The sequence below is a fragment of the Enterobacter cloacae complex sp. IR5384 genome (assembly GCF_049237265.1).
GTDB lineage: Bacteria > Pseudomonadota > Gammaproteobacteria > Enterobacterales > Enterobacteriaceae > Enterobacter > Enterobacter cloacae.
Genome location: NZ_JBMKHJ010000029.1, coordinates 18,582 through 45,448, shown reverse-complemented (window position 1 = coordinate 45,448; position 26,867 = coordinate 18,582). Strand labels below are relative to the sequence as shown.

Sequence of the window (26,867 nt, the reverse complement as noted above, 5' to 3'; positions counted from 1 at the left end):
TCGCCAGGGCGGCGGCGACTGAGCCGCCCTGGCACGTTCACAAGTCATGCCGTTACAGAGTAGCAAGGAACATAAAGTGAACGGAATGACCTCCACAGCCGTATGTTCCCCCTCACCCCAGCCCTCTCCCAAAGGGAGAGGGGGCCGTCTGTGCAGGCATTATTTATGGGGATCCCTCAGCCCGGAGAGAGAGGGAGAAAACAGGGTGTTAAGCCGAAATCTGCTCCATCGCCTGCAAAATACGTTTATCCGAAATCGGATACGGCGTACCGAGCTGCTGGGCAAAGAAGCTGACGCGTAACTCTTCGATCATCCAGCGGATCGCCTGAACGTCTTCATCGTCACGACGTGCCGGTGGCAGTTTGTTTAACCACTGCTGCCACGCCTGCTGCACGTTTTCAACTTTCAGCATCTGGGCACGGTCACGATGCGGATCGATGGCCATTTTCTCCAGCCGTTTTTCAATCGCCTGCAGGTAACGCAGCGTGTCGCCGAGACGGTTGAAGCCATTGCCGGTGACAAAGCCCCGGTACACCAGGCCCGCCATCTGCGCTTTGACATCCGACAGCCCCAGCGCCATGGTCATATCCACGCGCCCTTTCAGGCGTTTGTTGATATTGAACACGGTGGTGAGGATCTGCTCGACCTGTTTGGCAATATCCACCACGGTGTCGTTCAGCTCCGCGCGTACCTTTTCATGAAGCTGAGCAAAGCCCTCTTCTGACCAGACCGGACCGCCCGCCTCGTGGATCAGCTTGTCCACGCCGCAGGAGATGCAGTCGTCAATCAGATCCAGCACTTTGCCGTACGGGTTAAAGTACAGCCCCAGCTTGGCTTTGTTCGGCAGCTTCTCGTGCAGATACTTGATCGGCGACGGGATGTTGAGCAGCAGCAGGCGGCGCAGCCCGCGCCACATCATCTGCTGCTGTTCCTGCGGGTTATCAAACAGCTTGATCGCCACGCTGTCGCGCTCATCCACCAGCGCAGGCCAGGCCTTCACTTTGTAGTTACCGCGTTTTTGCTCGTAGCTTTCGGGGAGCTGACCAAAGCTCCAGATGTGCAGCCCGCTCTGCTCAATCCCATCATCCGCCACCGCGGATAAGGTCTCCTGCACTTTGCCTTTCAGCGCCTCTTTCAGCGCGGTGAGCGAACGGCCTTCCTGCAGCTTCTTGTTTTTATCGTCCACCACGCGGAAGGTGATTTTCAGGTGATCGGGCACCTGATCCCAGTTCCAGTCTTCGCGGTCAATCGTGGTACCGGTCATGCGGCGGAACTCACGCTCCAGCGCATCCAGCAGCGGCATCTCCAGCGGCGTGACGCGGCCTAAAAACGCTTCGGCGTAGTTAGGGGCCGGAACAAAGTTACGCCGCACCGGTTTCGGCAGCGATTTGATCAGCGCAATCACCAGTTCGCGGCGCAGGCCGGGAATTTGCCACTCAAATCCACTCTCATCCACCTGGTTTAGCAGTGGCAGCGGGATATGAACGGTGACACCATCCGCATCCGTTCCCGGCTCAAACTGATAGGTCAGCCGCAGCTTAAGGTTGCCCTGATGCCAGAAGTTCGGGTAGTCGAGCTTACTGACCGACTCCGCCCCTTCTTTAATCAGCATGCTCTTTTCAAAGTTGAGCAGGTCCGGCGTCTCTTTGCTGGCCTTCTTCCACCAGCTGTCAAAGTGACGGGCGGAAATGACATTGTGGCTGATGCGCTGGTCGTAAAATTCGAACAGCGTCTCGTCATCCACCAGAATGTCGCGACGACGGGATTTGTGCTCCAGCTCTTCCACTTCAGCACGCAGCTTGAGGTTTTCACGGAAGAAGGCGTGACGCGTCTGCCAGTCGCCCTCCACCAGCGCGTGGCGGATAAACAGCTCGCGGCACAGCGCCGGGTCAATCTGGCTGTAGTTGACCTTACGCGCGGCCACCACCGGCAGGCCGTAGACGGTCACTTTTTCGGTTGCCATCACCGCCCCCTGCGCGCGCTCCCAGTGCGGTTCACTGTATGAGCGTTTCAGCAGGTGTTGCGCCACCGGCTCCACCCATTCCGGATCGATACGCGCGGCAATACGCCCCCACAGACGGCTGGTTTCCACCAGTTCAGCAACCATGGTCCACTTGGGTGGTTTCTTGAACAACCCGGAGCCGGGGAAGATGGAGAAACGGGCGTTGCGCGCGCCGGTATACTCCTGCTTTTCGGCGTCCTTCATGCCGATATGGGACAGCAGTCCGGTCAGCAATGCGATGTGAATCTCTCGGTACTCCGCCGGTTCACTGTTCACCGGAATACCGAGCTCTTTCACCACCTGGCGCAGTTGGGTATAAATATCCTGCCACTCGCGCACGCGCAGGTAGTTGAGGAAATCCACGCGGCACTGACGGCGGAACTGGTTAGATGACAGCGCTTTCTGCTGCTCGCCGAGGTAGTTCCACAGGTTCACGAAGGCAAGGAAATCCGACTCTTTGTCGTGGAAGCGACGGTGTTTCTCATCCGACGCCTGCTGTTTGTCCATTGGCCGTTCACGCGGATCCTGTATTGAGAGCGCCGAGGTGATGATCATCGCCTCACGCACGCAGCCGTGTTTTTGCGCTTCCAGCACCATGCGCGCCAGACGCGGGTCCACCGGCAACTGGCTGAGCTGCCGTCCCAGCGGCGTCAGTTTATACGCGGTGGCCTGCTCGTCAGTGGTGATCGCCCCCAGCTCTTCCAGCAGGCGTACGCCGTCCTGAATATTGCGTTTGTCCGGCGCTTCGACAAACGGGAAAGCGGCGATATCGCCCAGCCCCAGCGCGGTCATCTGCAGGATGACGGAAGCCAGGTTGGTGCGCAGGATTTCCGGGTCGGTAAACTCCGGGCGGGAGAGGAAATCGTCTTCTGAATAGAGACGAATACAGATCCCCTCCGACACACGTCCACAGCGCCCTTTACGCTGGTTGGCCGACGCCTGTGAAACCGGCTCAATCGGCAGACGCTGTACCTTGGTGCGGTAGCTGTAGCGGCTGATACGCGCCGTACCCGGATCAATCACATACTTGATGCCCGGCACGGTCAGCGAGGTTTCCGCCACGTTGGTTGCCAGCACGATGCGGCGCCCGCTGTGCGGCTGGAACACGCGGTTCTGTTCACTGTTGGAGAGACGTGCGTAAAGTGGCAAAATTTCCGTGTGGCGCAGATCGCGCTTGCTGAGCGCGTCGGCGGTATCGCGGATCTCACGCTCGCCACTCATAAAAATCAGAATGTCGCCCGCGCTCTCATTGCCCAGTTCGTCAACGGCATCGAAAATAGCCTGCAACTGGTCGCGCTCGGTATCCTCCGCCTCCTCCACGATCGGGCGATAGCGCACTTCTACCGGATAGGTACGGCCGGAGACTTCAATAATCGGTGCGTTATTGAAATGTTTTGAGAAACGCTCCGGGTCGATGGTCGCGGAAGTGATTATAATTTTCAGATCCGGACGACGCGGCAGTAGCTCTTTAAGGTAGCCGAGCAGGAAGTCGATGTTCAGACTGCGCTCGTGCGCCTCATCAATAATGATGGTGTCGTACTGCATCAGCAGACGATCCTGCTGAATTTCCGCCAGCAGGATACCGTCGGTCATCAGCTTGACCATGGTGTTATCGCTCACATGGTCGCTGAAACGCACCTTATAACCGATGCAGCCGCCCGGCTCCGTTTGCAGCTCCTCGGCAATACGGTTCGCCACGGTACGCGCCGCCAGACGACGCGGCTGGGTATGACCAATCAGGCCCTTCACTCCGCGGCCGAGCTCCATACAGATTTTTGGCAGCTGTGTGGTTTTCCCCGAGCCGGTCTCCCCCGCCACGATCACCACCTGGTGGTCGCGCACCGCGTTGAGGATCTCCTGCTTTTTCTGACTGACGGGCAGATTTTCCGGATAAGTGATTGCCGGACGTGCCGCTTCGCGCAGCACAACTTTCCCTGCCGCCTGTTCAATCTCTTTCGCCATCTCCTGGAAAATGGCCTGTTGTGCATCAGGATTTTTAACCTTCTTCACCCCGTGCAAGCGGCGAGCAAAGCGCTGTTTATCGCGCAGCATCAGTGAATCAAGCTGTTGCAGGAGCATCGGGAAGGTCAATTTTTGTTGTTCTGTCATAGCATTAACGGGCAGTGCACTGCCGGATAAAATCTCTTTGTAATGATTGCTATAGAGTACCACATCAGCGCTTTCCACGCCTTATTCAAAAAATTCGAACATAGGCTTCGATATATTGCGCTATCTCTGTGGCAGGATTGTGAATAAAGTGTCAACAAGCAACGGGGCAACCCCCTTCAATCAAATGCAAAACAGGAATCACCCATGAGCAAAGTATTAGTTTTGAAATCCAGTATTCTGGCAGGGTACTCTCAGTCTGGTCAGCTGTCTGATTACTTCGTTGAACAGTGGCGTGAACACCATTCCGCAGACCAAATCACCGTGCGTGACCTGGCTGCAAACCCAATTCCTGTGCTGGATGGCGAGCTGGTTGGCGCGCTGCGTCCAAGCGATGCACCGCTGAGCCCACGCCAGCAGGAAGCCCTGGCGCTCTCTGATGAGCTGATTGCTGAACTGCAGGCGCACGACGTTATCGTGATCAACGCCCCAATGTACAACTTCAACATCCCAACCCAGCTGAAGAACTACTTCGACCTGGTGGCTCGCGCTGGCGTTACCTTCCGTTACACCGAAAATGGCCCGGAAGGTCTGGTGAAAGGCAAGCGTGCCATCGTGCTGACCAGCCGTGGCGGTATTCATAAAGATACCCCAACCGACCTGGTTGCGCCTTACATGAGCCTGTTCCTGGGCTTCATCGGGATCACCGACGTGAACTTCGTGTTTGCAGAAGGTATCGCTTACGGTCCTGAAGTGGCGACCAAAGCACAGACCGACGCGAAAGCCGCGATCGACAGCCTGGTGGCTGCCTAAGATTTCCCCCTCTCACCGCCCGGTGAGAGGGTTTTTCTTTTCTCCCGCATTTCGTTATCATCCGCTCCCACTCTCCAGCCGGGCGGCCTGATGTCTGCGATTATTGATTCTTTTATTGCCCCACCGTGTCATGACGACATTGAGATCCTCTGGCAGGATGAACATCTGCTGCTGATCAATAAACCTTCCGGTCTGCTTAGCCTCTCGGGTAAAAATCCGCAAAATCTCGATTCGGTGCACTATCGTCTGGTTCAAAACTTTCCTGGCTGCACGCTGGTGCATCGCCTGGATTTTGGCACGTCCGGCCTGATGGTGATTGCACGTAATAAGCCGATCAACGCCGCGCTGTGTCAGCAGTTCAGCCAGCGCAGCGTGGAAAAAGTCTACAGCGCCCTGCTTTGCGGCCACCTGGAAAACAATGAAGGGATAATTGACGCGCCGATTGCCAAAGACCCGGCGCTGTTTCCGCTGATGTCGATCTGTGCCGTTAACGGCAAACCCGCCCGTTCCCGCTATCGGGTGGTGGAACGCCTGCATCAAAACGCGGCGATGCCGCTCACGCGGGTAGAACTGACGCCTGAAACGGGGCGAACCCACCAGTTGCGCATTCACTGTCAGCTGCTGGGCCACCCGATTTTAGGCTGCGATTTATATGGAGGACGGACGTGGCCTGGCAGCGGAACAACGCCGAGGCTGATGCTGCATGCCAGTCAGTTGAATTTTATTCATCCGGTGAGCGGCGAGCCGGTTAACGCCCGTCACGCCGCACCGTTCTGAACCGTCTTACCACATCAAATCGTCAGGGATTTTGAAATCGGCATACGGATCGTCTTCATCCTGCTCTTCCTGACTCAGGGCGCTATTTAACACAATACTGTCGGCATCGCGCTGGGCAATTTTATCCGCCACCACCGCCGGGATAATGGCGTATTCGCAATCGCCATTAGCGTTAATCACCAGACGTGCGATGGCCAGACGACCGTTAATTAACTGGGTCTGGGTTGCCTTATCCACCTCGATTTTTTTGATCAAATTGCCGTCGGTGAAGTTAAAGGTGATGTTGCCTTTTGCCACCGTGATGCGGTTCATCTCAATCAACTGCTTCACCTGCGCCTTAAACTCTTTGGCGAGCACGGCCTGTTTTTGCTGCTCGCTCAACTGTTTGTCACGCTCAAGCTGCGCTTTTTTGTTCTCTTCTACCGCCTCTCTGGCCTCACGCGCCTGCACGCGGGATTTCTTGGCCGTGCGCTGAACTTTGGCCATTTTCTTGCTGGAGACTAAGCCCGCTTTCAGCATCTGCTCTTGTAAGGTGAGTTTTGTCATGAGTGTGTTTAAACCGGTTGGAAATTTTGGGCAGTATAACTGGAACTGAGCAGTTCATGAAGTTCGCTCATGTTGCTGTGAAATTAAGTCACTTCCCCTGCGCCACCGCGTCAGGCATAAATTATGCATTGATAACTTCCTGGCAACATGAACTTAGGATGCATAACCAAGATGAGTAAAGCTTTTACATTTACCCTTAAGCGCAGTTGCTTCGATGAAAATTATAACCCGTCAGAGAATACGCGTACGACCACCAACTTTGCCAACCTCGCCCGCGGGGAAAAACGTCAGGAGAACCTGCGTAATACCCTGGTGATGATCAATAACCGCTTTAACGCCCTGGCGCGCTGGGATAACCCCAATGCCGATCGTTACGCGGTCGAGCTTGAGATCGTCTCTGTGGATCTGAATATTGGTGGGGAGAAAACCTTCCCGGCCATTGAAATATTGCAAACCACAATCGTCGATAAAAAAACCAATGAACGCATCGACGGTATTGTCGGCAATAACTTCTCCTCTTACGTGCGCGATTACGATTTCAGCGTCCTGCTGCTGGAGCATAATAAAAACCAGCCCCATTTCACCATTCCGGAGAAGTTTGGTGTCTTGCACGGCAATATCTTCCGCCATTTTGTTAATTCACCGGAATACCGGGAGAATTTCAAAAAAGCACCGGTGATTTGCCTGAGCGTGTCCAGCAAAGACACTTATCGTCGCACGGGTAACCAGCACCCGGTGCTGGGCATTGAGTACACGCCGGATGGCGAGTCATTGACGGAGCAGTACTTCGCGAAAATGGGCCTGAAGGTACGCTATTTCATGCCTGAAAACAGCGTGGCGCCGTTTGCCTTCTTCTTCACCGGCGATTTGCTCAGTGATTACACCAATCTTGAACTGATCGCCACCATCAGCACGATGGAGACGTTCCAGAAGATCTATCGCCCGGAAATTTATAACGCTAACTCGGCGGCAGGACACTGCTATCGCCCCGATCTGAATCAGCAGGATCACTCATTAACCAAAATTGTTTACGACCGTGTTGAACGCAGCCAGCTGGCCATTGAGCAGGGTAAATTCACGGAAGAACAATTTATCAAACCTTACAAACACGTACTCGAGCAGTGGTCTGATAACTACGCGCGTTAATTAATCGAATTTAAAAGGGTTATACATATGAAAACATTGCTCCCGACGTCAACCGCTGGCAGCCTGCCTAAGCCAACCTGGCTTGCACAACCTGAAACGCTGTGGTCACCGTGGAAATTAGAGGATCAGGAGTTACTGGCCGGTAAGCAGGATGCGCTGCGTTTATCGCTTGATGAGCAGATCCGCGCGGGGATTGATATCGTCAGCGATGGCGAACAGACGCGCCAGCACTTTGTGACCACCTTTATTGAACACCTCAGCGGCGTGGATTTTGAAAACCGTCAGACCGTGCGCATTCGTAACCGCTACGATGCGAGCGTGCCGACGGTGGTCAGCGCCGTGGCGCGTCAAAAACCGGTGTTCGTGGACGACGCAAAATACTTACGCCAGCTCACGGATAAGCCAATCAAGTGGGCCCTGCCGGGGCCAATGACCATGATCGACACCCTTTACGACGCGCACTATAAAAGCCGCGAAAAGCTGGCCTGGGAGTTCGCTAAAATCCTCAATCAGGAGGCAAGAGAGTTAGAGGCCGCAGGTGTCGATATCATTCAGTTTGATGAGCCGGCATTTAATGTCTTTTTTGATGAGGTCAACGACTGGGGGATTGCGGCGCTGGAGCGTGCCATTGAAGGGCTGAAATGCGAAACAGCGGTGCACATCTGTTACGGATACGGCATCAAGGCCAATACCGACTGGAAAAAGACCCTTGGCTCAGAATGGCGTCAGTATGAAGAGGCGTTTCCTAAGCTTCAGACATCGAATATCGACATCATCTCGCTGGAGTGTCACAACTCCCGCGTGCCGATGGATCTACTGGAGCTGATCCGCGGCAAAAAAGTGATGGTAGGCGCCATCGACGTGGCAACCAACACCATTGAAACCGCGGAAGAAGTGGCTGACACCCTGCGTAAAGCGCTGCAGTTTGTCGATGCCGACAAGCTTTACCCGTCAACCAACTGCGGTATGGCGCCGCTTTCCCGTCAGGTTGCCAACGGTAAGCTGAAGGCGCTGAGCGCCGGAGCCGCGATTATCCGCAACGAGCTTGGCGCGTAATCACCTGCCCTGCGTTTGCCAGTAGAGCGGCGTACCGAAACACCCGACGTAATGATCAATCACCGCCCTGACGTTAAGGGGCGGATGCCGCGCGTTTGGGTAGATCGCCGCAATATTCAGGGGCTCCGTATGAATGGCGCACTCCAGCCCTGGCAGGAGTGCGATCAGTTCGCCCTGCTGCACGCGGTCGCCAATCAGCCAGTCCGGAAACAGCACAATCCCCATCCCGCCCAGCGCGGCAGCAAGCAGCGATTCCGCATTATTTGACGTCATTAATGGCATCACCGGGTAGTGCACCCACTCCTCCCCCGCACCGCGCAACAGCCAGCGGTTAGGCCCCGACGAACCACGGTAGACCAGGCATTTATGATGCGCCAGATCGTCCGGCCCTTGCGGTGCGCCGTGCTGTCGCAGATAGTCCGGCGAGGCGGCCAGATGGTAGCGCTGCTGACCAAAAATGCGCGCGTGAAAGGTGGAGTCCGTCAGCACGCCGATGCGAAAGATCACGTCGGCGGCATTCTTGTGCGGGTCGATAAAATCATCGGTCAGCGTCAGCTCGATATTCAGCCGCGGATAGCGCGCCGTCAGACCAGGCAGCCCTGGCGCAATGTGCCGCTGGCCGAAAAAGACCGGTGCATTAATGCGGATCGTGCCGGAAGGCTCCGTTGCACGTGCATCCAGCTCCCGACGAGCCTCCTCAAAACTCGTCATCATCTCCCTGGCATAGCGGATAAACAGATGACCACTTTCTGTGGGGATCACCGCCCGGGTATTGCGGTAAAAAAGCTGCTGGCCGAGTGCGTCCTCAAGCTGGTGGATAATGCGCGAAACCTGCGAGGCGGAAAGGCCCTCGCGACGCGCGACCACGGAAAAATTTTCGGCTTCAAAAACCGCGATAAAAATCTTCAGCGAACGGAGGTTCATGCTCCCGGCGTCGTACATTCGTGCATATCCTGCAAAGGTGTTTCCTGCATTATGGCATTTTTCTCATGACCAGACCGACGTAATCTTCTCCGCCTGCAAAACGGAGGAATAACAATGCAGCTTGTTTTGATTTTACTGGTGATTGCCGGGGGGATGGGGCTTTCCGTAGAGGCTGGCCTGCTGGGGCCGTTGGGTGGAAAAGTCGGTGATTTATGGGCCACGTTCAGCATTTTTGGCGTCGGCGCCGCGCTGACGTTTCTGCTGATGCTGTTCTTCAGCCCGCGCAACAGCCCGTCGTTTTTTGCCCAACCTGGCTGGCAGTTGCTCGGCGGGGTACTTGGCCCGGTGTACGTGGTGATCCTGACCCTCGCCACCCCGGCCATCGGCATCGCCCTGACGATGATTGGCATTCTGGCAGGGCAGGTTTTTAAAAGCCTGCTGATCGACCATTACGGTCTGCTGGGGACACCGCACAGGAAGATCAACGCGAAACGAGTCGTCGCGCTGGGTTTTATAATTGCGGCACTGATTCTGGTCGCACAGGGGTAACACGATGACACTGATGATGATTATTCTGGCCGTGTGCGGCGGCGCGACGCTAAGCGTTCAGGCGGCGATCAACGGGCAACTTGGCAGCCGCGTGGGCGTATTCAAAAGCGCGTTCCTGACGTTCTCCGTTGGCGCGCTGGTCACCGCCCTGCTGATTTTTTTCTTTGAACCAAAACAGACAGTCACCCTGCTGGACGTGCCGAAATGGCAGCTTCTCGGGGCAATGTTTGGCGTACCGTACATTGTGATCATGGTGTTGGCGGTGCAACGCATCGGCACCGCCGTCGCCACGGTCGCGGTAATTTTTGGTCAGCTCACCATGAGTATGCTGATTGATAACTTTGGCTGGCTGGGCAATGCGGCCATTCCGTTTTCGATGAGCCGACTGGCCGCCGTCCTCTGCCTGGGTATTGCGCTGTTTTTCATTTACTCAGGCAGTAAAAACGCCCCTCCCCACGAGTAACGTTACGCCTTGCGGGTAAAGAACAGCGTCACCGTGGCGACGGTGACGCCAAATTTCTTCATCTCGGTTTTATTAAACAGGTGTGTACCATCCTGCAGGTACATCCAGTCGTCGAAGTGCAGCAGCCAGGTGCTGCCGTTGGCCTTCACGTTCATGCTGTACCGCCAATTGAAGGCATTGCCCGCCGCCTGCCCCGTCGCCACGCCGTCAATATCGCCCGCCGTGCCCTCATAACGATCGGTCGCCACGCGGCGGATATGCCATACCCGCTGCTGTTTTTCACCATCGTCGTAGACAAAATGTTCATTCAGCGTCAGCGTGTCGCCAATCACGTCCCCGGCAATCTCCACGTGGAAGCGGCGGAGCTGCTTCCCGCTGCGATCCTGCACCATCCCCCACGCTTCCGTTTTGCCCTGAAAATAGTGGAATATATCAAGCCGCGGCTGCTGCTGGCGGTACTCCGTCACGTCCGTGCTGCAGCCTGCCAGCAACATCGTCACACCCAGCGCCATGATCAAAAAACGTTTCATTGTTGTCCTCCGATTAACTGCTGACGCAGCTCAGGGTATTGCGTGCGGGGATCAAGCCAGATCCCCAGAAAACGGGTGCTGAACGCTTGCGACTGAGGCGGCCCCAGGGGTCTGAAAGTGCCCGATGCGGCAGGCGCGCGGTACCAGAACTGTCCCTGCTTATCGTTAAGCACGAACGCCAGCTGCGCCCCCGGCCCGACATCCGGCCACAGCGAGGCAAGCATTCGCAGCCAGGCTTCGCTCTGCGGTTCCTGCTGCAAAACCCCCTGTGCTCGCCACTGGTCGCGGGTTGCCTCGACCAGGTCTTCACTGTCGATGTCACGCGCGTAGGAGATAATGAGCGCCTGATCCTGCATCTTGCCGGTGTAGCGCCCTTCAGGGGTGCGCAACTGGGAGGTATAAACGGTGAAAGGCCCCCAGGTCAGCGTGGCATCCCCCACCTTACGCCAGCCAAGCCAGTCGGTTGCCTGGGCGAAAGGCGTCAGGGTGATGAGCCAGAGGAACAGGAGTGCGGCTCTCATTGTTGCCTCCCTGTCAGCAAGTGGTAAAACAGCATCAGCACCAGCCAGCCCGGCACCATCCAGCTGACGACGATAAAGGTTGGCTCCAGAAAGGCGATGGCACCGAGCCGCTCACCGATAAGATACGCCACCGGACCGCCCACGGAAGCCAGCAGCATCAGCATCCAGCCGGGTAACGTTGTGGTGCGGGTGAGCTGCGTCCAGACGGTGGCAAACATCAGCCACAGCGCCACCATCCACACGGGCATCAGCGATTCACCGGTGAAGGCGATCAGCCCCGTCAGCGCCCAGAGTGCATCCAGCAGAGTGCCCGCGAGTGCCAGCAGAATGGCATAAACGCGGTGTGCAGGCGGCAACATCAGGCAGGCGAAGATCGCCAGCACGCACCAGATAATCAGGCCACGCTCGCGAAACAGCACCACCAGCGTCCAGTAGAGATCGAACGCGATAGCCATGGCGAAAACCTGCACGTAACGTTTCATACGCGCTCGGCGGTCAGTTGCACCACGCTGATGGTGCGGGCGTTAAACCCGGCTTCGCAGTAGCCAAAGTAATAGAGCCACATCCTGCGAAACCGCTCATCAAATCCCAGTTTTTCAATCTCCTGCCAGGCATGGAGAAAGCGCTGACGCCAGTGCGCCAGCGTGCGCGCGTAGTCCGGCCCCATATCAAACAGGTTGCGCACCACAAAATCGGTGTGGCGCGTCATCAGCGCATTCATCGCCGTTATGCTCGGCAAAAAGCCGCCGGGGAAGATATACCGCTGAATAAAATCCACGCTTTTGCTGTAGTCGCGATACCGCTGATCCTGAATGGTGATGGCCTGAATCGCCATGCGCCCACCCGGACGCAGACGCGCCTGACAGGTGCGGAAGAACGTTGGCAGATAGCGTTGCCCGACGGCTTCAATCATCTCAATCGACACCAGCTTGTCGTACTCGCCGGTTAAATCGCGATAGTCGCAGAGCAACACCTCAACGCGGTCCTGCAGACCGGCCCGGGCAATCCGCTCTGTCGCCCAGCGATACTGCTCCTGCGACAGCGTGGTAGTGGTCACCCGGCAGCCGTAGTGACGGGCCGCGTATTCCGCCATCGCCCCCCAGCCGGTACCAATCTCCAGCAGATGATCGCTGGGGTTCAGCGCCAGCTGTTCGCACAGACGCGCCATTTTCGCCCGCTGCGCGTCGCTAAGATCCTGCTCCTCCCCGCTAAACAGCGCGCTGGAATAGAGCAACTCCTTGTCCAGAAAATGGGCATAAAACGCGTTACCCAGATCGTAATGTGCCGCAATGTTTTCCCGCGCCTGCGCCCGGGAGTTGCGCCGCGTCCAGTGGCGAAGCCGCTCCAGCGGTCTGCCAAGCAGGCGGAACCCGTTTTCGAGCCGCCCCAGTACCTGGCTGTTTAGCGCAAGCAGTTGCAGAAGCGGCGTGAGCTGCGTGGTTTCCCATTCGCCATCCATCCAGGCTTCCGCCGCAGCCAGGCTGCCCCCGGTCAGGACGCGCCAGTAGACGCCCGGGCTGAGGATCTGCACGTCGGCATGCAGCGCGGCAGACAGCTCACCGAAATGAAAGGTCTGCGCCCCTTCACGCAGCGTGAGCGAGCCGCCACGAAGGCCGCTCAGCACGCGAAAGAGCAGCCAGCGCGCGACGCGAACGTTGCGCGGGATATCGGGTTCAAGCGCGAAGACAGGATCGGTCATGAGCGTTCACTCCTGCTGACAGGATGGTTATACAGAGGCATGCGCTTAAGCCACAGCCGCAGCGCCTGCCAGTAAATCGCGAAAACGGTTTTGAGTGTCATCAGCGGAATACGCAGCAGCAGTCCACGCAGTGCCGGGCGGGTCAGCGGTGCGCGGCGAAGCGCCAGCGTGGCATCAAATACCTTTGACGCCTGATGATTTTCAATGTGCATATGCAGCGTGTTATCCGGGTTGTTGAAGCGCCAGTGGTAAATCATGTCCATGGGGTTAAACGGAGAAACGTGAAAGGCTTTCTCCGTGGGCTGGGCGTGCTGACCATTGACGGCGTAATAATGTCGTTCGTTCCAGGGCGTATTGCGCACTTCGGCCAGCACCCAGCGCAGCGTCTCTGCCGGGTCATAGCAGTAGTAAAAATTGACGGGATTAAAATGAAAGCCGAAGTAGCGCAGCTGCGTCAGGAGCATCACCCGCCCCTCAGGACGTTCGCCGGTCAGGCTTTCCAGCCGATTCAGCACGTTCTCTTTAAGCGGCGAACCCAGCGGATAATCCGCATCATGGAACGATGCGGCGGCAAACCGGTTGCGCCGCACGCCAACGGTGGGCAACTTCTCCAGTTCGTCGAGATCGAGCCAGGCCATAAAGACGCCGTAGCTGAACTCATGCGTTTTCGGCTGGAGACGGCGGTGGCGTAATACGCCGTGATAGAGGCAACTGTTCATCGGTTTCCCTCCCCGGCTGTTATCGCATTGACGACATCCAGCGCGCTGCGCACGCCATCTTCATGAAAGCCGTTGTACCAGTACGCGCCGCAGAACCAGCTCCGCTGGTGACCGTTGATTTCGCTGCGGCGCGCCTGTGCCCGCCAGCTTTGCGGGTTAAACAGCGGATGTTCATACACGAAGCGCCGCAGCACGAAGCGTTCGTCCACTGGCGTTTCCGGGTTTAAGGTGACGCAGAACAGCGGGCTACCGGCGGGCAGCCCCTGCAAGATATTCATGTTGTACGTTACGCAGGCGCTGGCCTGATCCTGTTCGCTCAGGCGGTAGTTCCAGCTGGCCCAGGCGCGCTGACGCACCGGCAGCCAGCGCGGATCGCTGTGCAGCACCACCTCGTTACGTTGCCAGCCAATATCGCCCAGCACCTCCTGCTCAGCGGCGGAAGGTGCGTCGAGGATGGTCAGCGCCTGGGCGGAGTGACAGGCAAAAATCACCTGATCAAAACGGTGGCTCGATTCTTCAAGATGGAGGGTGACCCCCTGTGCATCACGGCTTACCCGCTGCACCGGCGCGTTGAGGTGCAGCGTGAGCCGGTCACCCAGCTGTGCCAGAATAGCGCGGATATACTCCCGCGAGCCGCCGGGCACCACGTACCACTGCGGGCGCTGAGTGATATCCAGCAGACCATGATTCTCAAAGAAGCGTAAAAAGAGCGGCAGCGGAAAACGTTTCATTTCCTGTAGCGACGACGACCAGATGGCCGCCCCCATCGGGAGAATATAATGACGCGCAAAGAACGGCGTAAAGCGATGCTGTTCCAGGAACGTTTGCAGCGTCGCGCCGGGCTCCACGTCCTCTTTCAGAGCCTGTTTCGCCAGGCGATTAAAACGGACAATCTCCCCAAGCAGACGCCAGAACGCCGGGTTCACCAGGTTACGACGTTGTGCAAAGAGCGTCGTCAGGGTGTGGCCGTTGTACTCCAGCCCACTTTGCGGATTGTGTACCGAGAAGCTCATCTGCGTTTTTTGCCCGCTGATGCCCAGCTCGCTAAGCAGCCCCATAAAGCGCGGATAGGTGCGGTCGTTGTAGACGATAAAACCGGTGTCGATGGCGTAGGTACCCTGCGGCGTCGGCACGTCAACCGTGGCGGTATGGCCGCCGGGGGTGGCACCGGCTTCAAACAGGGTGACCTCATGATGGCCGGCAAGGCGCCAGGCGCAGGTCAGCCCGGCGATGCCGCTGCCGATAATGGCGATCTTCATGAGCGCACCATCCTGCGCAGCAGTGCGCGCTGTAAGAACGCTGGCAGCCCGGAAAGCAGCCGCAGCATCAGACCAAATCCCGCTGGAAACGCGATGTGGTTTTTACCTTTTTCCAGGCCACGGCGAATGGCTTTTACCGCCTCTTCAACGCTCACCCTGCCCGGCATAGCGAAATCATTTTTGCGGGTCAACGGGGTGTCGACAAAACCGGGCGATACCACGGTGACTGCAATCCCTTTTGGCTCCCAGTCGAGACGCAGGCTCTGCGCAAACCAGGTGAGCGCGGCTTTAGATGCACCGTACGCTTCAGCGCGTGGAAACGTCAGCCAGTGAGCCATAGAGCTCACCAGCACCACGCGGTTACCGGCCACAAGCTGTGGCTGCAGCGCGGCAAGGCAATTGACAGGCCCCTGAAAGTTAGTGGTCATCACCCGCTCTACCAGCGCGGCGTCCACCACGCCGTGTTCCAGATATTCGCAGGTTCCGGCACAGAGGATCGTCAGGTCGGCCGCGCAGCCCGTCAGCGCCTGGCGACAGGCGTCCCTGTCTGTCATATCGAACAGGCGTACCGTAATGTTTGAACTGTGCTGATGCAGGGCTTCCAGACGCGCCGGATCCCGCCCGCAGGCGATGACATGGTGACCGTCACGGGCAAAAGATTGCGCCAGCCCCGCCCCAATGCCTGAACTGGCGCCGGTGATCAGGACCGTCATCATGATTTCACCCTCCGCTTCACGCCGCGAACCGCCCAGCCAAGCAAAGGCAGATGTTCGTAGATCATCTCTCCGGCATCGTAGTAGTCCCGCTGGCGAATAATCCGATCCTTTTCCACGTCCACCACGGAGCAGCCAGGCAGTTCCAGAGGCTCGCCACCGGCAATGCGCGGGTGCGACCAGTGCATGACCCAGGTGACAACAAAGCGATGCTCGCCGATCAAAGGGGAATCAAGCGTGAAACGACAGTGTTCGACATTCGCCAGCAGATGGGTGAAATAGCGTTGCAGGGCGAACAGGCCGTTATGTTCACCAAACGGATCGATAAGCGTGGCATCGGGATGGTAAAGCCCCGCCAGCGCCGAGGGCGGCTGGGAATCCAGCGCGGTGTAGTAATCAACAAACCGACTGATGACGTCAGGCAAAAGGTTCATGGGTCACATCCTGGCGGTAAACAACGTAGCGTAAGCGCATAATTAAAACTTACACAATTCGAGTTATTTGTCCAAGTTTGTACGGAAATATATTTTTATTATTTTAATTATCAGTGAGTTGGGCAAGTTACTTTCGTGCCGGAACTCGAGGCGCAATAAGGGCTGACCGCCATCGGGCTACTTTTTCAGGTTAACCCTAAGGTAAATTCCCCCGTTCTCTTCCAGGCTTATTCTTTTTATTCATAAGGATGACATGCGATGAGACGTTTCTTTCTCTCCCTTTTCTCCAGCCCGGAATCGTTACTTCAGGTGATGAGTCAGCAGGAAATCATTGAAGCCGTTGAGGATGGCGACCGGATTATCATCGACCAGGATGGTAATGCCTCGGTGAACTATAAAAGCAACGAGGTACGCCAGGATTTTCTGCGCCACGTCAATGCGTTAAAGAGGGCGTAATATGGGAACGGCGATATTTATGGTGCTGATGGTCTGCGGGTACTGGTACACCAGCCGCGACCTCTCTACCCGCTTCAAAATCAAGCGATCCTTCGGCTGGGATGTCTATTTTCTGGTTGCCCTTTACGGCTCGATCTTCGTTCTGCAAGGCGTGATCGCCACCGGGCTGCTCTGGCTGCTGCTGCTCGCCCTCTCCGCGGCTGACAACACCTTCCACTTTACGTCAGAGCGTTATGCCGACTGGCAAATGGACTTTATGAACTGGAGTTTCCTGGGCATCCAGGCGCCCGTAGTGGTGATGCTGGCCTTCGCCATCCTGTTTTGTCTTTACCGCTCAAACTGGGCGGGCAGCGCCCGACTGGACGGTGAAGGCAGGAAAAAGCTCTATAAGCGCCTGGCGCAGGCGAGCGGGATTGAACAACTGCTTTATCAGTGCATGGAGCAAGGCGAGCTGGCGCAGGTGACGCTACGGTCGGGGCGTATCTATGTCGGCATGATCCATACGGCGACGCTGGAATATGAGAAAACGGCCAATATCGTGCTTATTCCCATGCTGAGTGGCTATCGCGATCGCCAGACGATGAATTTTCGCATCGAAAATAACTACAGCAAATGGTATGACGGGCATGACATCACCCTCGACTCTGAGCCCAGAAGTGCGATGGATTTCAGAAAGGTGATTATGCTCAACCAGATTGAGAGCCTTGCGCTGTTCGACCCGGCAAGCGCCAGCGTGCTCGACATGGCTCAGCAGGAAAAAGCCGCGCAATGAGCTTCTCATCCGTTCAGTAAAACGTGTAAACTACCTTTGGTAGTTAACTGATTTGAGGAAAAGATGGTTGTTAAGCGCTTAAGAAAAGAAGAACGCCGCGCACAGCTGCTGGAAGTCGCGCGCGGAATTGTGCGCCAGCAAGGCACTGAGGCCCTTACGCTGGGTTTCCTGGCCGAGCGCGCCAACGTCACCAAACCCATTCCTTACGATCATTTTGGCGATCGTGAAGGGCTGCTGATGGCGCTCTATCAGGACTTCAGCGACAGGCAGCTCAAGAAATTTCGCGAGACGTTGAACAGAGACAATAAAACGCTGGCACAGACGATCCGTTTTTTCAGCGCCGCGTATATCGATTGCGCGATCTCTGCGGGCCCCGAAACGGGCCCCATAGCGGCGGCTCTGTCCGGCTCGCGGGCGCTGCAGATTTTCCGCGAGGCCTGCGTGGCCGACTGCGCAGACTGCCTGCGGATGGCGCTTGCCCCTTTTATTGTGCTGCAAGGGGTAACAGGTGAAGCGGCCCTGACGGCCATTATTGGGGCCGCGGATGCGCTCAGTACGGCTGCCGGAAATGGGATTCTCGCGCGTAACGTTGCCGAAGAGATGCTCAGCGGCGCGATGACCGGCGTCCTCAATACCTATCTGGACAGCACAAAATGAGTGCCCTGCCAGATTGACAGTTAAGTTACCAATAGTAACATAGAGGCATCTTCACTCACCCTGTTGAGGTCTCTATGTCTGCATCAAACGCCATCAATACTGCCCTGATCGTGACGGCTCACCCGGTCGAAAATTCGTTATCCCAATCCCTCGCGCAGCGAATTGCCGGGAAGTTACAGGAACAGGGTACGCAGGTTGAAATAGCCGATCTGCATGCCGAAGGTTTTTCCCCGACCATGATTCGACCCGATCTTGACCTCTACCACGGCGATGCCCGCGCGCTGCCGGACGAGGTGCTGCGCGAGCAGCAGCGTGTCGAGCGCGCGGATATGCTGGTATTTGTCTTCCCGATTTACTGGTGGTCCGTTCCCGCCCTTCTGAAAGGCTGGTTTGATCGGGTGCTGACCGTGAACTGGGCCTATAAAGTGGCTGAAGATGGTCGCATTGTGGGTAATTTACGTGATGTGCCCGTGCGCCTGGTCGCAACGGCGGGCAGCGATCTGGCCGGGTTCGATAAGCACGGTTATTCCGGTGCCATTCAGACCCAGATTGTTGAAGGGGTGTTTGGCTTCTGTGGCCTTAAAAACGTGACGCTCGATATCCTCTATCAGGCCGATTCAGCCACTCCTCAGCAGGTGGACGAATTCCTGCAAAGCCTCACTAAGATCTGAATCGTACGGCGCAGCCATTCCCGAGGTTTGGCTGCGCACGCAAAGCCGTAATTAGCGCGGTATCAGCGCTTCAAGTCCCCTTCGCAACTGGCTGACCACCTCTTTGGTATCCATACCCATTTGCGCATGTATGATGGCACCGTCTATCAGCATTAAAATCTGCGTGTTAATAGCCTCATCGGCAATACCGGTGAGGGAGGCAATTTTTTCCCGGGTTTCAGATTTATGGTTGCGGCAAATGGCTTTTATTTCACTTTCATTGTCTTCTGATTCTGATTTTGCTTCTGCGCTGGCATTAATAAACGCACAGCCATGAAACAACGGGGAAATAAACCACCCGTTAAGCGTTGCAGCTAATGCGTCCGATGCAGCCCGCCCCTCTTCGAGATATTGTCGAAGCGTGGTTTCAAACCAGGTAATCCACAGCTCGTGCCGATATTGCAGATAGGCAAGAATAAGCAAACTCTTACTCGGGAAATGGCGATAAAACGTCACTTTAGTCACTTTTGCCTGTTTGATAAGCGTATCAACGCCCGTTGCTCTGAACCCGGTGGAATAAAAGAGTTCGTGCGCGGTGAGTAATATTTTATCTCTGACGCTGACTTTTTGATCATTATTCGTAGTGAGAGTATTCACGCTTATCTGGCCTCAAACAGTGTGTTGACAGACGGTATTTACAGGCATAGATTAACGCAAGTAGACAGACCTGTCTACATACTATCAACCCGAGGTAGCCGAGATGAACACACGCCCCCCTTTACCGCCGTTTACCCGTGAAAGCGCCATAGAAAAAGTCAGGCTGGCAGAAGATGGCTGGAACAGCCGCGACCCGGCAAAAATCGCACTGGCCTATTCGCTGGACACGCAGTGGCGTAACCGTGCGGAGTTCGCCACGAATCGCGCGGAGGCGCAGGCGTTCCTTGAGCGGAAATGGAAGAAAGAGCTGGATTATCGCCTGATAAAAGAGCTTTGGGCATTTACCGACAACCGCATCGCCGTACGCTATGCCTATGAATGGCATGATGATTCAGGGAACTGGTTCCGCTCTTACGGCAATGAAAACTGGGAGTTCGAGCCGGACGGCCTCATGAAGCGGCGTTTTGCCTGCATCAACGATATGCCCATCAAGGAATCTGAACGGCTCTTTCACTGGCCGCTGGGCAGACGCCCGGACGATCACCCGTCCCTGAGCGATCTGGGGTTATAGGATCCTTCATCTCTCCGGGCTTCTGCAATAACTCCGGGCAAAGAGTGATACACTCAGGCTCACAGCACTGAAAAATACATGATTAAAAGAGTGACCAAATCATACAATGGTCACTCGTTGTCAACTGATGCCCGTCGCGCTAAGCTGAAACAATGACGAAAAATATGAACACCCCATCAACGCGTGGTCCCCTTGACCACTCTGTCCGCGAGCAAATCGTCGAAGCGGCTTTTGAGCACTTCGGCCATTACGGCTATGAAAAAACCACCGTGGCAGAACTGGCTAAATCCATCGGTTTTTCAAAAGCCTATATCTATAAATTTTTCGATTCCAAACAGGCAATTGGCGAGGTTATCTGCGCTAACCGCCTGGCGCTGATCATGACGGCGGTGGAAACAGCCATCGCCGACGCGCCGTCGGCCAGTGAAAAAATGCGCCGCCTTTTCCGGGCGTTAACCGAGGCTGGCAGCGAACTCTTTTTCCACGATCGTAAACTTTATGACATCGCCGCCGTTGCCGCGCGGGATAAGTGGCCGTCTACCGAGCGGTATACCGAGAGCCTGATGAAACTGATTGAAAGCATCATTGTTGAAGGCCGCCAAAGCGGGGAGTTCGAAAGAAAAACGCCCCTGGATGAGGTGACCTACGCTATATACATGGTGATGTGCCCTTTCATCAACCCCGTGCAGTTGCAATATAACCTCGAAACCGCCCCGACCGCAGCACTCCTCCTCCCTTCCCTGATTTTACGAAGCCTGGCCCCCTGATTTGTGACCATTGACTTTATTGGTCAATGGTCTGAGAATGCGGAAACCGTCCTTTGATACGATAAGGTTTCCCCATGCTCAGGCTTCATTCCGCCCGTTTTGCCGTTTGTCTCCTCCCTTTCGCCCTGGTGGCATGCGGTGATAACCCCGCCACCGACGATCCGCGCACCCAGCCACCGCTTGTCAGATCCGCTTCCGTTGAACCGGCGAACGATGCGTCCCGCGCGTTTACGGGTGTGGTCGTTGCCAGAACGCAAAGCGATCTCGGTTTCCGGGTTCAGGGCAAAATCCTTGAACGCCTTGTTGATACGGGGCAGACCGTTAAGCAGGGCCAGCCGTTAATGCGTCTGGATCCGGTTGACCTGAAGTTACAGGCACAAGCACAGCAGCAGGCGGTGGATGCCGCCCAGGCCCGGGCGAGAAAAGCCACCAGCGATGAGGCGCGCTATCGCGGCCTGGTGGCAACAGGTGCTGTCTCTGCCTCGGAGTATAACCAGATAAAAGCCGCGGCGGATGCCGCCAGAGCTGAACTCAGTGCCGCACGCGCTCAGGCCACCGTCGCGCAAAATGCGACCGGCTATGCCGTGCTGTTGGCCGATTCCGACGGCGTGGTCATGGAGACGCTTGCAGAACCCGGCCAGGTGGTCAGTGCGGGACAGGCGGTGATCAGACTGGCCCGCTCAGGGCAACGCGAGGCGCTCGTCCAGTTACCAGAGACATTGCGCCCTGCCGTCGGTAGTGAAGCGCTGGCAACGCGTTATGGCAGCGAGGCACAGCCTGTTACCGCGACACTGCGCCTGCTCTCTGATGCAGCCGATACCACCACCCGCACCTATGAAGCGCGCTATGTGCTGGAAGGCTCGCTGGCTAACGCGCCGCTGGGTGCGACCGTCACCCTGTATATTGAACAAAATGCTGAACGTCAGGTAATGCAGGTTCCGCTGGCGTCTCTGTACGATGCAGGCAAAGGGCCCGGCGTGTGGCGGATCTCCGCGCAGCCCGCAAAAGTGATGTGGCAGCCCGTCAACGTGCTGAGCGTGAGCGACGATGCCGCGCAGGTGACGGGCGGCGTCAAACCTGGCGAGAAAATTGTGGCGTTGGGCGCCCATCTTCTGCATGACGGTGAAGCTGTCCGTCTGGCTGAACAACGCGGTACGGCTCAGGCGGGGAGTCAGCCATGAGCGACGGACGCTTCAACCTCTCAGCGCTTGCCGTGCGCGAGCGTGCCATCACGCTGTTTCTGATTATTCTGGTGACGCTTGCCGGTATTTACGCCTTCTTTGGACTGGGACGGGCTGAAGATCCGCCCTTCACGGTAAAGCAAATGACGGTGATTACCGTCTGGCCCGGCGCAACCGCACAGGAAATGCAGGATCAGGTTGCTGAACCGCTGGAAAAACGGCTGCAGGAACTCAGGTGGTATGACCGCACCGAAACCTATACCCGCCCGGGCATGGCGTTTATCACCCTCTCCTTACAGGACATGACGCCCCCCTCCGAGGTGCAGGAAGAGTTCTATCAGGCGCGCAAAAAGCTTGGCGATGAGAGCAAAAATCTCCCGGCAGGTGTGATGGGCCCGATGATCAATGACGAGTTTGCGGATGTCACCTTTGCCCTCTTTGCGTTGAAGGCAAAGGGTGAACCGCAGCGTCTGCTGGTGCGTGATGCTGAAAGCCTGCGCCAGCAGCTCCTGCACGTGCCTGGCGTCAAAAAAGTGAACATCATCGGCGAACAGGCCGAGCGGATTTATATCGCCCTCTCTCATGACCGTCTGGCGACGATGGGGCTGGCGCCGCAGGATATTTTCAACGCGCTGAACAGTCAGAACGTTCTCACGCCAGCAGGCTCCATAGAAACACAGGGTGCACAGATCTTTATTCGCCTTGATGGTGCTTTTGATACGTTGCAGAAGATCCGCGATACGCCGCTGGTCGCTCAGGGTAAAACGCTCAGGCTGTCTGATGTGGCAACGGTTGAACGCGGTTATGAAGATCCTCCGACTCTGCAGATCCGTAACCAGCGTGAACCGGCGCTGCTGTTAGGTATTGTGATGCGGGAGGGCTGGAACGGTCTGGCGCTGGGAAAAGCGCTGGATGCCGAAACGGCTAAGATCAACGAGAACCTGCCGCTGGGAATGACCCTGACCAAAGTCACCGATCAGTCCGTGAATATCCGCTCGTCGGTGGATGAATTTATGATCAAATTCTTCGTCGCCCTGCTTGTGGTGATGGTGGTGTGCTTTGTCAGCATGGGCTGGCGCGTGGGCGTGGTAGTCGCGGCGGCGGTTCCCCTGACGCTGGCAGTCGTCTTCGTGGTGATGGAGGCGGCGGGGATAAACTTTGACCGCGTAACGCTGGGCTCACTGATCCTTGCTCTGGGTTTACTGGTTGATGATGCCATTATCGCCATTGAAATGATGGTGGTGAAAATGGAGGAAGGCTACGACCGAATCAAAGCCTCCGCTTACGCCTGGAGCCATACCGCCGCCCCCATGCTGGCCGGTACCCTCGTGACGGCAATTGGCTTTATGCCAAACGGGTTCGCCCAGTCGACCGCCGGGGAATACACCAGCAATATGTTCTGGATTGTCGGCATCGCCCTGATTGCCTCCTGGCTGGTTGCGGTGGTGTTCACGCCCTATCTTGGCGTTAAGATCCTGCCAGATATCGCCAAAGTCGAAGGGGGCCATGCCGCCATCTATAACACCCCGCGCTATAACCGTTTTCGCCAGCTGCTGGCCCGGGTAATTGCCAGAAAGTGGATCGTGGCCGGTTCCGTGATCTTCATTTTTACCCTGGCCGTAGTGGGTATGGGACTGGTAAAAAAACAGTTTTTCCCTACGTCCGACCGCCCTGAAGTGCTGGTGGAAGTGCAGATGCCTTATGGCACCTCAATTGAGCAGACCAGCGCCGCAACGGCGAAAATCGAAGCGTGGTTAAAACAGCAGCCGGAAGCCAGCATCGTGACCGCCTACGTCGGGCAGGGTTCACCACGTTTTTACCTGGCCATGGCACCTGAATTACCCGATCCCTCTTTTGCGAAAATCGTGGTGATGACGGACAGCCAGACGTCACGCGAGGCGCTCAAGTTCCGGCTCCGGGAAGCGGTCGCCGGTGGACTTGCGCCGGAAGCGCGCGTGCGTGTCACACAACTGGTGTTTGGCCCCTACTCCCCCTTCCCGGTTGCCTGGCGTGTGATGGGGCCCGATGTCGATACGCTTCGCGACATCGCCGATAAGGTTAAAGGCGTTCTGCAGGCCAGCCCGATGATGAGAACCGTCAACACCGACTGGGGTTCACGGGTGCCCACACTCCATTTCACCCTCGATCAGAACCGTCTGCAGGCCACCGGCTTAACCTCAAATAGCGTGGCTCAGCAGCTCCAGTTCCTGTTATCGGGTGTACCGATTACCGCCGTGCGTGAAGATATTCGCGCTGTACAGGTTACAGGACGCGCTGCGGGCGATATTCGTCTTGATCCGGCGAAGATCGAAGGGTTTACCCTGGTTGGCAGTGCGGGACAGCGGGTGCCGCTGTCGCAAATCGGTCAGATTGAGGTCAAAATGGAAGACCCGCTCCTGCGTCGTCGCGACCGCACGCCCACCATTACCGTGCGCGGAGATATCGCCGACAATCTTCAGCCACCGGATGTGTCGGTGGCGATCATGAAACAGCTAAAACCGATTATTGATACGCTCCCGCCCGGATACCGCATTGAGATGGCAGGCTCAATTGAGGAATCAGGTAAAGCCACACAGGCCATGGTGCCGTTGTTCCCGATAATGATTGCCCTGACGTTACTGATCATCATTGTGCAGGTGCGATCTCTCTCGGCGATGGTGATGGTTTTTCTGACTGCCCCGCTGGGTCTGGTCGGCGTGGTTCCCACGCTGCTGCTGTTCAATCAACCTTTTGGGATCAATGCACTTGTCGGGTTGATTGCGCTTTCGGGCATTCTTATGCGAAATACATTGATCCTTATCGGGCAGATTACGCATAACCAGAAGGAAGGTCTCGCCCCGTTCGATGCGGTGGTCGAAGCGACCGTCCAGCGGGCACGGCCGGTGTTACTAACAGCCCTGGCCGCCGTGCTGGCATTCATACCGCTGACCCATTCCGTATTCTGGGGGACGCTGGCCTATACGCTGATTGGCGGGACGCTGGGCGGAACGATCATCACCCTGGTCTTCCTGCCGGCGATGTATGCGATCTGGTTCAGGATCCGGCCTGCGAGGAGCGTTTCAAATTAACGGGGAGAATGCGTTAAGTTTATTACATCCGGGAGTGCATTTTTAATTACCGACAGCTATTTTGCACCGACTCAATGTTTATTCATCCCACCTTTCGCCGCCTCACTGAGGCGGCCCAAAGTTAAATATCGCTCCCTACGTCAAATAATAAAAAAATACCAAAACTGGCAGTTGATTCTTATTTGTATGACTTTTAAGATTTGTCTGCAAGGCATTGATTAAATTTGATTTAGGGAAAATAAAATGACAAAAAACATTATTGCCGGAATGATGATGGCCGCGTTTTCAGGGGCAGTATATGCAGGATCCGCACAAGCCATACCGGATTTTTCACCGGAAAGTTTATCGGTTTCAGCCTCTGCCGGGATGCTGAGCGGAAAATCCCATGAAATGGTGTACGACGAAGTCACAGGAAGAAAAATCAGCCAGCTCGACTGGAAAATCAAAAATGTTGCCATTCTGAAAGGTGATATTTCCTGGGATGCTTATTCATTTTTGACACTGAACGCCCGCGGCTGGACGTCTCTGGCATCAGGCTCGGGTCATATGGATGACTACGACTGGATGAATGCAAAACAATCCTCCTGGACAGACCATTCATCCCATCCTGCGACCAACGTCAATTACGCCAATGAATACGATCTCAACGTTATAGGCTGGATCTTCCAGGGCGATAACTATAAAGCTGGCGTAACCGCAGGTTATCAGGAAACGCGCTTCAGCTGGACGGCGACCGGTGGCTCTTATAATTATGATAACGGCACCAATACGGGCAACTTCCCGGCAGGTGAACGCGGTATTGGCTATAGCCAGCGCTTCTCCATGCCGTACATTGGTCTGGCGGGCCAGTACCGTTTCAATGATTTTGAATTCAATGCCCTGTTTAAATTCAGTGACTGGGTACGCGCGCACGACAACGACGAGCACTATATGCGCGATCTGACCTTCCGTGAGAAGACCTCTGATTCCCGCTATTACGGTGCGTCGGTTGACGCAGGTTATTACGTCACGCCGAACGCCAAAGTGTTCGCAGAATTTACCTATAGCAGTTACGAAGAAGGTAAAGGCGGTACGCAGATTATTGATACCAATACTGGCGAATCGGGCTCTATTGGCGGAGATGCTGCCGGTATTTCAAACCGCAACTATACCATTACCGCGGGTCTGCAATACCGCTTCTGATCCCGTTGTGGTTAATCAAGATCGGGCCCCTGACGGGGCCTTTTTGTGATGTTGAGTTAAACTCACATTGATTCTGACTATTTGTCGTTTTTCAAACGCGACGTCCCTGAAATATCATCCTTCAAAATTGATAAATGTTCAGGGAGCAAACATGACGCTTGACGTTATATTTCATTTAATGAAGCTGGTCTCACTAGATGAATATTCATCCGGCGCCAATTTATCGGCACTGCTGGAATCGCTGTCAGCAGAAAAAGAGAACGATGTCGCCCTTGCGGCCTTTGTGCATCGCCTTCACATTCTGTGTGCCGCTCACAACGACCCCATGCAAGCTGAGGCGTTGCTCGCCGCTAATCTGCCAAAAGAAGGTGAGCCCCTTCCCGTACTGGATTTTTCAGGATGGCCGCTGGTGCGTTACGCCCTTTCAGGTGAATTACAAACACCCGAGTCCGAGGCGTACTTTCAGAAAGTCACGTCGGCTGCCACTATATTGCGTGCAGCGATAGTAGATTCAGAGCGCGCAAACAATACGCCTGCGATCACTATTCTCGATAAACTTCTCAACCTGAACGGTGCATTGCCGGAAAGGTATAAAAAAATGGCAAATATTCCTTACGCCTGAAGTTTATAGGGCAGGATACGCCCGCGG

General features: G+C 56.0%; 28 protein-coding genes. 16 read left to right on the top strand and 12 right to left on the bottom strand.

Going from position 1 to position 26,867, the window contains the following annotated elements:
• Positions 1 to 208: 208 nt before the first annotated feature.
• Positions 209 to 4,111 (bottom strand): ATP-dependent RNA helicase HrpA, encoded by a 3,903-nt coding sequence (gene hrpA / locus ACOTX3_RS19865; RefSeq protein WP_047351784.1) that lies wholly within the window; start codon positions 4,109 to 4,111, stop codon positions 209 to 211.
• A gap of 204 nt (positions 4,112 to 4,315) precedes the next feature.
• On the opposite strand from hrpA, the gene azoR reads away from it, so the two are divergent.
• Positions 4,316 to 4,921: an FMN-dependent NADH-azoreductase gene (gene azoR, locus ACOTX3_RS19860; protein WP_013096706.1), complete on the top strand. Its 606-nt coding sequence runs from the start codon at positions 4,316 to 4,318 to the stop codon at positions 4,919 to 4,921.
• A 90-nt stretch (positions 4,922 to 5,011) separates the two neighbouring features.
• Entirely contained in the window at positions 5,012 to 5,698 is a 687-nt protein-coding gene (locus tag ACOTX3_RS19855) for an RluA family pseudouridine synthase (protein WP_058678956.1), read from the top strand.
• A 6-nt stretch (positions 5,699 to 5,704) separates the two neighbouring features.
• On the opposite strand, the gene ACOTX3_RS19850 is transcribed toward ACOTX3_RS19855, so the two are convergent.
• Entirely contained in the window at positions 5,705 to 6,244 is a 540-nt protein-coding gene (locus tag ACOTX3_RS19850) for a DUF2058 domain-containing protein (RefSeq protein WP_013096708.1), read from the bottom strand.
• A gap of 171 nt (positions 6,245 to 6,415) precedes the next feature.
• Between ACOTX3_RS19850 and ACOTX3_RS19845 the strand changes: the two genes are divergently transcribed.
• Positions 6,416 to 7,390 carry a DUF1852 domain-containing protein gene (locus ACOTX3_RS19845; RefSeq protein ID WP_250116789.1) on the top strand — a complete coding sequence of 325 codons (975 nt, stop codon included), beginning with the start codon at positions 6,416 to 6,418 and terminating at the stop codon, positions 7,388 to 7,390.
• 27 nt (positions 7,391 to 7,417) lie between these two features.
• Positions 7,418 to 8,446 (top strand): methionine synthase, encoded by a 1,029-nt coding sequence (locus ACOTX3_RS19840; protein ID WP_013096710.1) that lies wholly within the window; start codon positions 7,418 to 7,420, stop codon positions 8,444 to 8,446.
• On the opposite strand, the gene ACOTX3_RS19835 is transcribed toward ACOTX3_RS19840, so the two are convergent.
• Positions 8,447 to 9,388, bottom strand: a complete 942-nt coding sequence (locus tag ACOTX3_RS19835; protein ID WP_058678957.1) for a LysR family transcriptional regulator — start codon at positions 9,386 to 9,388, stop codon at positions 8,447 to 8,449.
• Positions 9,389 to 9,484: 96 nt separating this feature from the next.
• Between ACOTX3_RS19835 and ACOTX3_RS19830 the strand changes: the two genes are divergently transcribed.
• Both ACOTX3_RS19830 and ACOTX3_RS19825 read left to right on the top strand, forming a co-directional pair.
• Entirely contained in the window at positions 9,485 to 9,919 is a 435-nt protein-coding gene (locus ACOTX3_RS19830; protein ID WP_058660712.1) for a DMT family transporter, read from the top strand.
• Positions 9,920 to 9,923: 4 nt separating this feature from the next.
• The gene (locus ACOTX3_RS19825; protein ID WP_013096713.1) at positions 9,924 to 10,382 is read left to right on the top strand and encodes a DMT family transporter; all 459 of its coding nucleotides are present in this window, start codon (positions 9,924 to 9,926) and stop codon (positions 10,380 to 10,382) included.
• A 2-nt stretch (positions 10,383 to 10,384) separates the two neighbouring features.
• On the opposite strand, the gene ACOTX3_RS19820 is transcribed toward ACOTX3_RS19825, so the two are convergent.
• From ACOTX3_RS19820 to ACOTX3_RS19785, 8 genes are read right to left on the bottom strand one after another with little or no spacing between them, the layout of a single operon-like run.
• Positions 10,385 to 10,912 (bottom strand): DUF3833 domain-containing protein, encoded by a 528-nt coding sequence (locus ACOTX3_RS19820; RefSeq protein ID WP_058678958.1) that lies wholly within the window; start codon positions 10,910 to 10,912, stop codon positions 10,385 to 10,387.
• A complete protein-coding gene (locus ACOTX3_RS19815; protein WP_058678959.1) occupies positions 10,909 to 11,433 on the bottom strand; it encodes a hypothetical protein in 525 nt (174 codons plus the stop codon). The genes ACOTX3_RS19820 and ACOTX3_RS19815 overlap by 4 nt, the downstream gene beginning before the upstream one ends.
• Positions 11,430 to 11,915: a DUF2878 domain-containing protein gene (locus ACOTX3_RS19810; protein WP_058678960.1), complete on the bottom strand. Its 486-nt coding sequence runs from the start codon at positions 11,913 to 11,915 to the stop codon at positions 11,430 to 11,432. The genes ACOTX3_RS19815 and ACOTX3_RS19810 overlap by 4 nt, the downstream gene beginning before the upstream one ends.
• Complete coding sequence (locus ACOTX3_RS19805; protein WP_038980570.1) at positions 11,912 to 13,132, bottom strand: SAM-dependent methyltransferase; 1,221 nt, start codon at positions 13,130 to 13,132, stop codon at positions 11,912 to 11,914. The genes ACOTX3_RS19810 and ACOTX3_RS19805 overlap by 4 nt, the downstream gene beginning before the upstream one ends.
• Positions 13,129 to 13,851 (bottom strand): DUF1365 domain-containing protein, encoded by a 723-nt coding sequence (locus tag ACOTX3_RS19800; protein WP_058678961.1) that lies wholly within the window; start codon positions 13,849 to 13,851, stop codon positions 13,129 to 13,131. Before ACOTX3_RS19800 ends, ACOTX3_RS19805 begins: the two co-directional genes overlap by 4 nt.
• Positions 13,848 to 15,110 (bottom strand): NAD(P)/FAD-dependent oxidoreductase, encoded by a 1,263-nt coding sequence (locus tag ACOTX3_RS19795; RefSeq protein WP_058678962.1) that lies wholly within the window; start codon positions 15,108 to 15,110, stop codon positions 13,848 to 13,850. The genes ACOTX3_RS19800 and ACOTX3_RS19795 overlap by 4 nt, the downstream gene beginning before the upstream one ends.
• On the bottom strand, positions 15,107 to 15,826 hold the full coding sequence (locus ACOTX3_RS19790) for an SDR family NAD(P)-dependent oxidoreductase (RefSeq protein ID WP_058678963.1): 720 nt from the start codon (positions 15,824 to 15,826) through the stop codon (positions 15,107 to 15,109). The genes ACOTX3_RS19795 and ACOTX3_RS19790 overlap by 4 nt, the downstream gene beginning before the upstream one ends.
• Entirely contained in the window at positions 15,823 to 16,257 is a 435-nt protein-coding gene (locus ACOTX3_RS19785; protein ID WP_013096721.1) for a nuclear transport factor 2 family protein, read from the bottom strand. Before ACOTX3_RS19785 ends, ACOTX3_RS19790 begins: the two co-directional genes overlap by 4 nt.
• A gap of 258 nt (positions 16,258 to 16,515) precedes the next feature.
• Between ACOTX3_RS19785 and ACOTX3_RS19780 the strand changes: the two genes are divergently transcribed.
• The 4 genes from ACOTX3_RS19780 to ACOTX3_RS19765 all read left to right on the top strand — a co-directional run bounded on the left by ACOTX3_RS19780 (position 16,516) and on the right by ACOTX3_RS19765 (position 18,813).
• On the top strand, positions 16,516 to 16,713 hold the full coding sequence (locus ACOTX3_RS19780; RefSeq protein WP_013096722.1) for a hypothetical protein: 198 nt from the start codon (positions 16,516 to 16,518) through the stop codon (positions 16,711 to 16,713).
• A 1-nt stretch (position 16,714) separates the two neighbouring features.
• Positions 16,715 to 17,485, top strand: coding sequence for a hypothetical protein (locus ACOTX3_RS19775; protein WP_029883111.1), 771 nt, complete (start codon positions 16,715 to 16,717; stop codon positions 17,483 to 17,485).
• 63 nt (positions 17,486 to 17,548) lie between these two features.
• Positions 17,549 to 18,142: a TetR/AcrR family transcriptional regulator gene (locus ACOTX3_RS19770; RefSeq protein ID WP_038419347.1), complete on the top strand. Its 594-nt coding sequence runs from the start codon at positions 17,549 to 17,551 to the stop codon at positions 18,140 to 18,142.
• 74 nt (positions 18,143 to 18,216) lie between these two features.
• On the top strand, positions 18,217 to 18,813 hold the full coding sequence (locus ACOTX3_RS19765) for an NAD(P)H-dependent oxidoreductase (RefSeq protein ID WP_045901123.1): 597 nt from the start codon (positions 18,217 to 18,219) through the stop codon (positions 18,811 to 18,813).
• A 51-nt stretch (positions 18,814 to 18,864) separates the two neighbouring features.
• On the opposite strand, the gene ACOTX3_RS19760 is transcribed toward ACOTX3_RS19765, so the two are convergent.
• A complete protein-coding gene (locus ACOTX3_RS19760) occupies positions 18,865 to 19,449 on the bottom strand; it encodes a TetR/AcrR family transcriptional regulator (RefSeq protein WP_250116788.1) in 585 nt (194 codons plus the stop codon).
• 103 nt (positions 19,450 to 19,552) lie between these two features.
• On the opposite strand from ACOTX3_RS19760, the gene ACOTX3_RS19755 reads away from it, so the two are divergent.
• From ACOTX3_RS19755 to ACOTX3_RS19730, 6 genes are all read left to right on the top strand, one after another.
• Positions 19,553 to 20,020 (top strand): DUF1348 family protein, encoded by a 468-nt coding sequence (locus tag ACOTX3_RS19755; RefSeq protein ID WP_013096727.1) that lies wholly within the window; start codon positions 19,553 to 19,555, stop codon positions 20,018 to 20,020.
• A 152-nt stretch (positions 20,021 to 20,172) separates the two neighbouring features.
• Entirely contained in the window at positions 20,173 to 20,787 is a 615-nt protein-coding gene (locus ACOTX3_RS19750) for a TetR/AcrR family transcriptional regulator (RefSeq protein WP_014831802.1), read from the top strand.
• Positions 20,788 to 20,861: 74 nt separating this feature from the next.
• A complete protein-coding gene (locus tag ACOTX3_RS19745) occupies positions 20,862 to 21,968 on the top strand; it encodes an efflux RND transporter periplasmic adaptor subunit (RefSeq protein ID WP_421631633.1) in 1,107 nt (368 codons plus the stop codon).
• Positions 21,965 to 25,036, top strand: a complete 3,072-nt coding sequence (locus ACOTX3_RS19740; RefSeq protein WP_038980552.1) for an efflux RND transporter permease subunit — start codon at positions 21,965 to 21,967, stop codon at positions 25,034 to 25,036. Before ACOTX3_RS19745 ends, ACOTX3_RS19740 begins: the two co-directional genes overlap by 4 nt.
• A gap of 243 nt (positions 25,037 to 25,279) precedes the next feature.
• Positions 25,280 to 26,218, top strand: a complete 939-nt coding sequence (locus ACOTX3_RS19735; protein WP_038980551.1) for an omptin family outer membrane protease — start codon at positions 25,280 to 25,282, stop codon at positions 26,216 to 26,218.
• Between the two features lie 151 nt (positions 26,219 to 26,369).
• Positions 26,370 to 26,840, top strand: coding sequence for a hypothetical protein (locus tag ACOTX3_RS19730; RefSeq protein WP_114518767.1), 471 nt, complete (start codon positions 26,370 to 26,372; stop codon positions 26,838 to 26,840).
• Positions 26,841 to 26,867: the final 27 nt, after the last annotated feature.

Coding starts and splice junctions, on each gene's coding strand:
- hrpA (WP_047351784.1), bottom strand. CDS start 4,111: ATGACAGAACAACAAAAATTGACCTTCCCGATGCTCCTGCAACAGCTT.
- azoR (WP_013096706.1), top strand. CDS start 4,316: ATGAGCAAAGTATTAGTTTTGAAATCCAGTATTCTGGCAGGGTACTCT.
- ACOTX3_RS19855 (WP_058678956.1), top strand. CDS start 5,012: ATGTCTGCGATTATTGATTCTTTTATTGCCCCACCGTGTCATGACGAC.
- ACOTX3_RS19850 (WP_013096708.1), bottom strand. CDS start 6,244: ATGACAAAACTCACCTTACAAGAGCAGATGCTGAAAGCGGGCTTAGTC.
- ACOTX3_RS19845 (WP_250116789.1), top strand. CDS start 6,416: ATGAGTAAAGCTTTTACATTTACCCTTAAGCGCAGTTGCTTCGATGAA.
- ACOTX3_RS19840 (WP_013096710.1), top strand. CDS start 7,418: ATGAAAACATTGCTCCCGACGTCAACCGCTGGCAGCCTGCCTAAGCCA.
- ACOTX3_RS19835 (WP_058678957.1), bottom strand. CDS start 9,388: ATGTACGACGCCGGGAGCATGAACCTCCGTTCGCTGAAGATTTTTATC.
- ACOTX3_RS19830 (WP_058660712.1), top strand. CDS start 9,485: ATGCAGCTTGTTTTGATTTTACTGGTGATTGCCGGGGGGATGGGGCTT.
- ACOTX3_RS19825 (WP_013096713.1), top strand. CDS start 9,924: ATGACACTGATGATGATTATTCTGGCCGTGTGCGGCGGCGCGACGCTA.
- ACOTX3_RS19820 (WP_058678958.1), bottom strand. CDS start 10,912: ATGAAACGTTTTTTGATCATGGCGCTGGGTGTGACGATGTTGCTGGCA.
- ACOTX3_RS19815 (WP_058678959.1), bottom strand. CDS start 11,433: ATGAGAGCCGCACTCCTGTTCCTCTGGCTCATCACCCTGACGCCTTTC.
- ACOTX3_RS19810 (WP_058678960.1), bottom strand. CDS start 11,915: ATGAAACGTTACGTGCAGGTTTTCGCCATGGCTATCGCGTTCGATCTC.
- ACOTX3_RS19805 (WP_038980570.1), bottom strand. CDS start 13,132: ATGACCGATCCTGTCTTCGCGCTTGAACCCGATATCCCGCGCAACGTT.
- ACOTX3_RS19800 (WP_058678961.1), bottom strand. CDS start 13,851: ATGAACAGTTGCCTCTATCACGGCGTATTACGCCACCGCCGTCTCCAG.
- ACOTX3_RS19795 (WP_058678962.1), bottom strand. CDS start 15,110: ATGAAGATCGCCATTATCGGCAGCGGCATCGCCGGGCTGACCTGCGCC.
- ACOTX3_RS19790 (WP_058678963.1), bottom strand. CDS start 15,826: ATGATGACGGTCCTGATCACCGGCGCCAGTTCAGGCATTGGGGCGGGG.
- ACOTX3_RS19785 (WP_013096721.1), bottom strand. CDS start 16,257: ATGAACCTTTTGCCTGACGTCATCAGTCGGTTTGTTGATTACTACACC.
- ACOTX3_RS19780 (WP_013096722.1), top strand. CDS start 16,516: ATGAGACGTTTCTTTCTCTCCCTTTTCTCCAGCCCGGAATCGTTACTT.
- ACOTX3_RS19775 (WP_029883111.1), top strand. CDS start 16,715: ATGGGAACGGCGATATTTATGGTGCTGATGGTCTGCGGGTACTGGTAC.
- ACOTX3_RS19770 (WP_038419347.1), top strand. CDS start 17,549: ATGGTTGTTAAGCGCTTAAGAAAAGAAGAACGCCGCGCACAGCTGCTG.
- ACOTX3_RS19765 (WP_045901123.1), top strand. CDS start 18,217: ATGTCTGCATCAAACGCCATCAATACTGCCCTGATCGTGACGGCTCAC.
- ACOTX3_RS19755 (WP_013096727.1), top strand. CDS start 19,553: ATGAACACACGCCCCCCTTTACCGCCGTTTACCCGTGAAAGCGCCATA.
- ACOTX3_RS19750 (WP_014831802.1), top strand. CDS start 20,173: ATGACGAAAAATATGAACACCCCATCAACGCGTGGTCCCCTTGACCAC.
- ACOTX3_RS19745 (WP_421631633.1), top strand. CDS start 20,862: ATGCTCAGGCTTCATTCCGCCCGTTTTGCCGTTTGTCTCCTCCCTTTC.
- ACOTX3_RS19740 (WP_038980552.1), top strand. CDS start 21,965: ATGAGCGACGGACGCTTCAACCTCTCAGCGCTTGCCGTGCGCGAGCGT.
- ACOTX3_RS19735 (WP_038980551.1), top strand. CDS start 25,280: ATGACAAAAAACATTATTGCCGGAATGATGATGGCCGCGTTTTCAGGG.
- ACOTX3_RS19730 (WP_114518767.1), top strand. CDS start 26,370: ATGACGCTTGACGTTATATTTCATTTAATGAAGCTGGTCTCACTAGAT.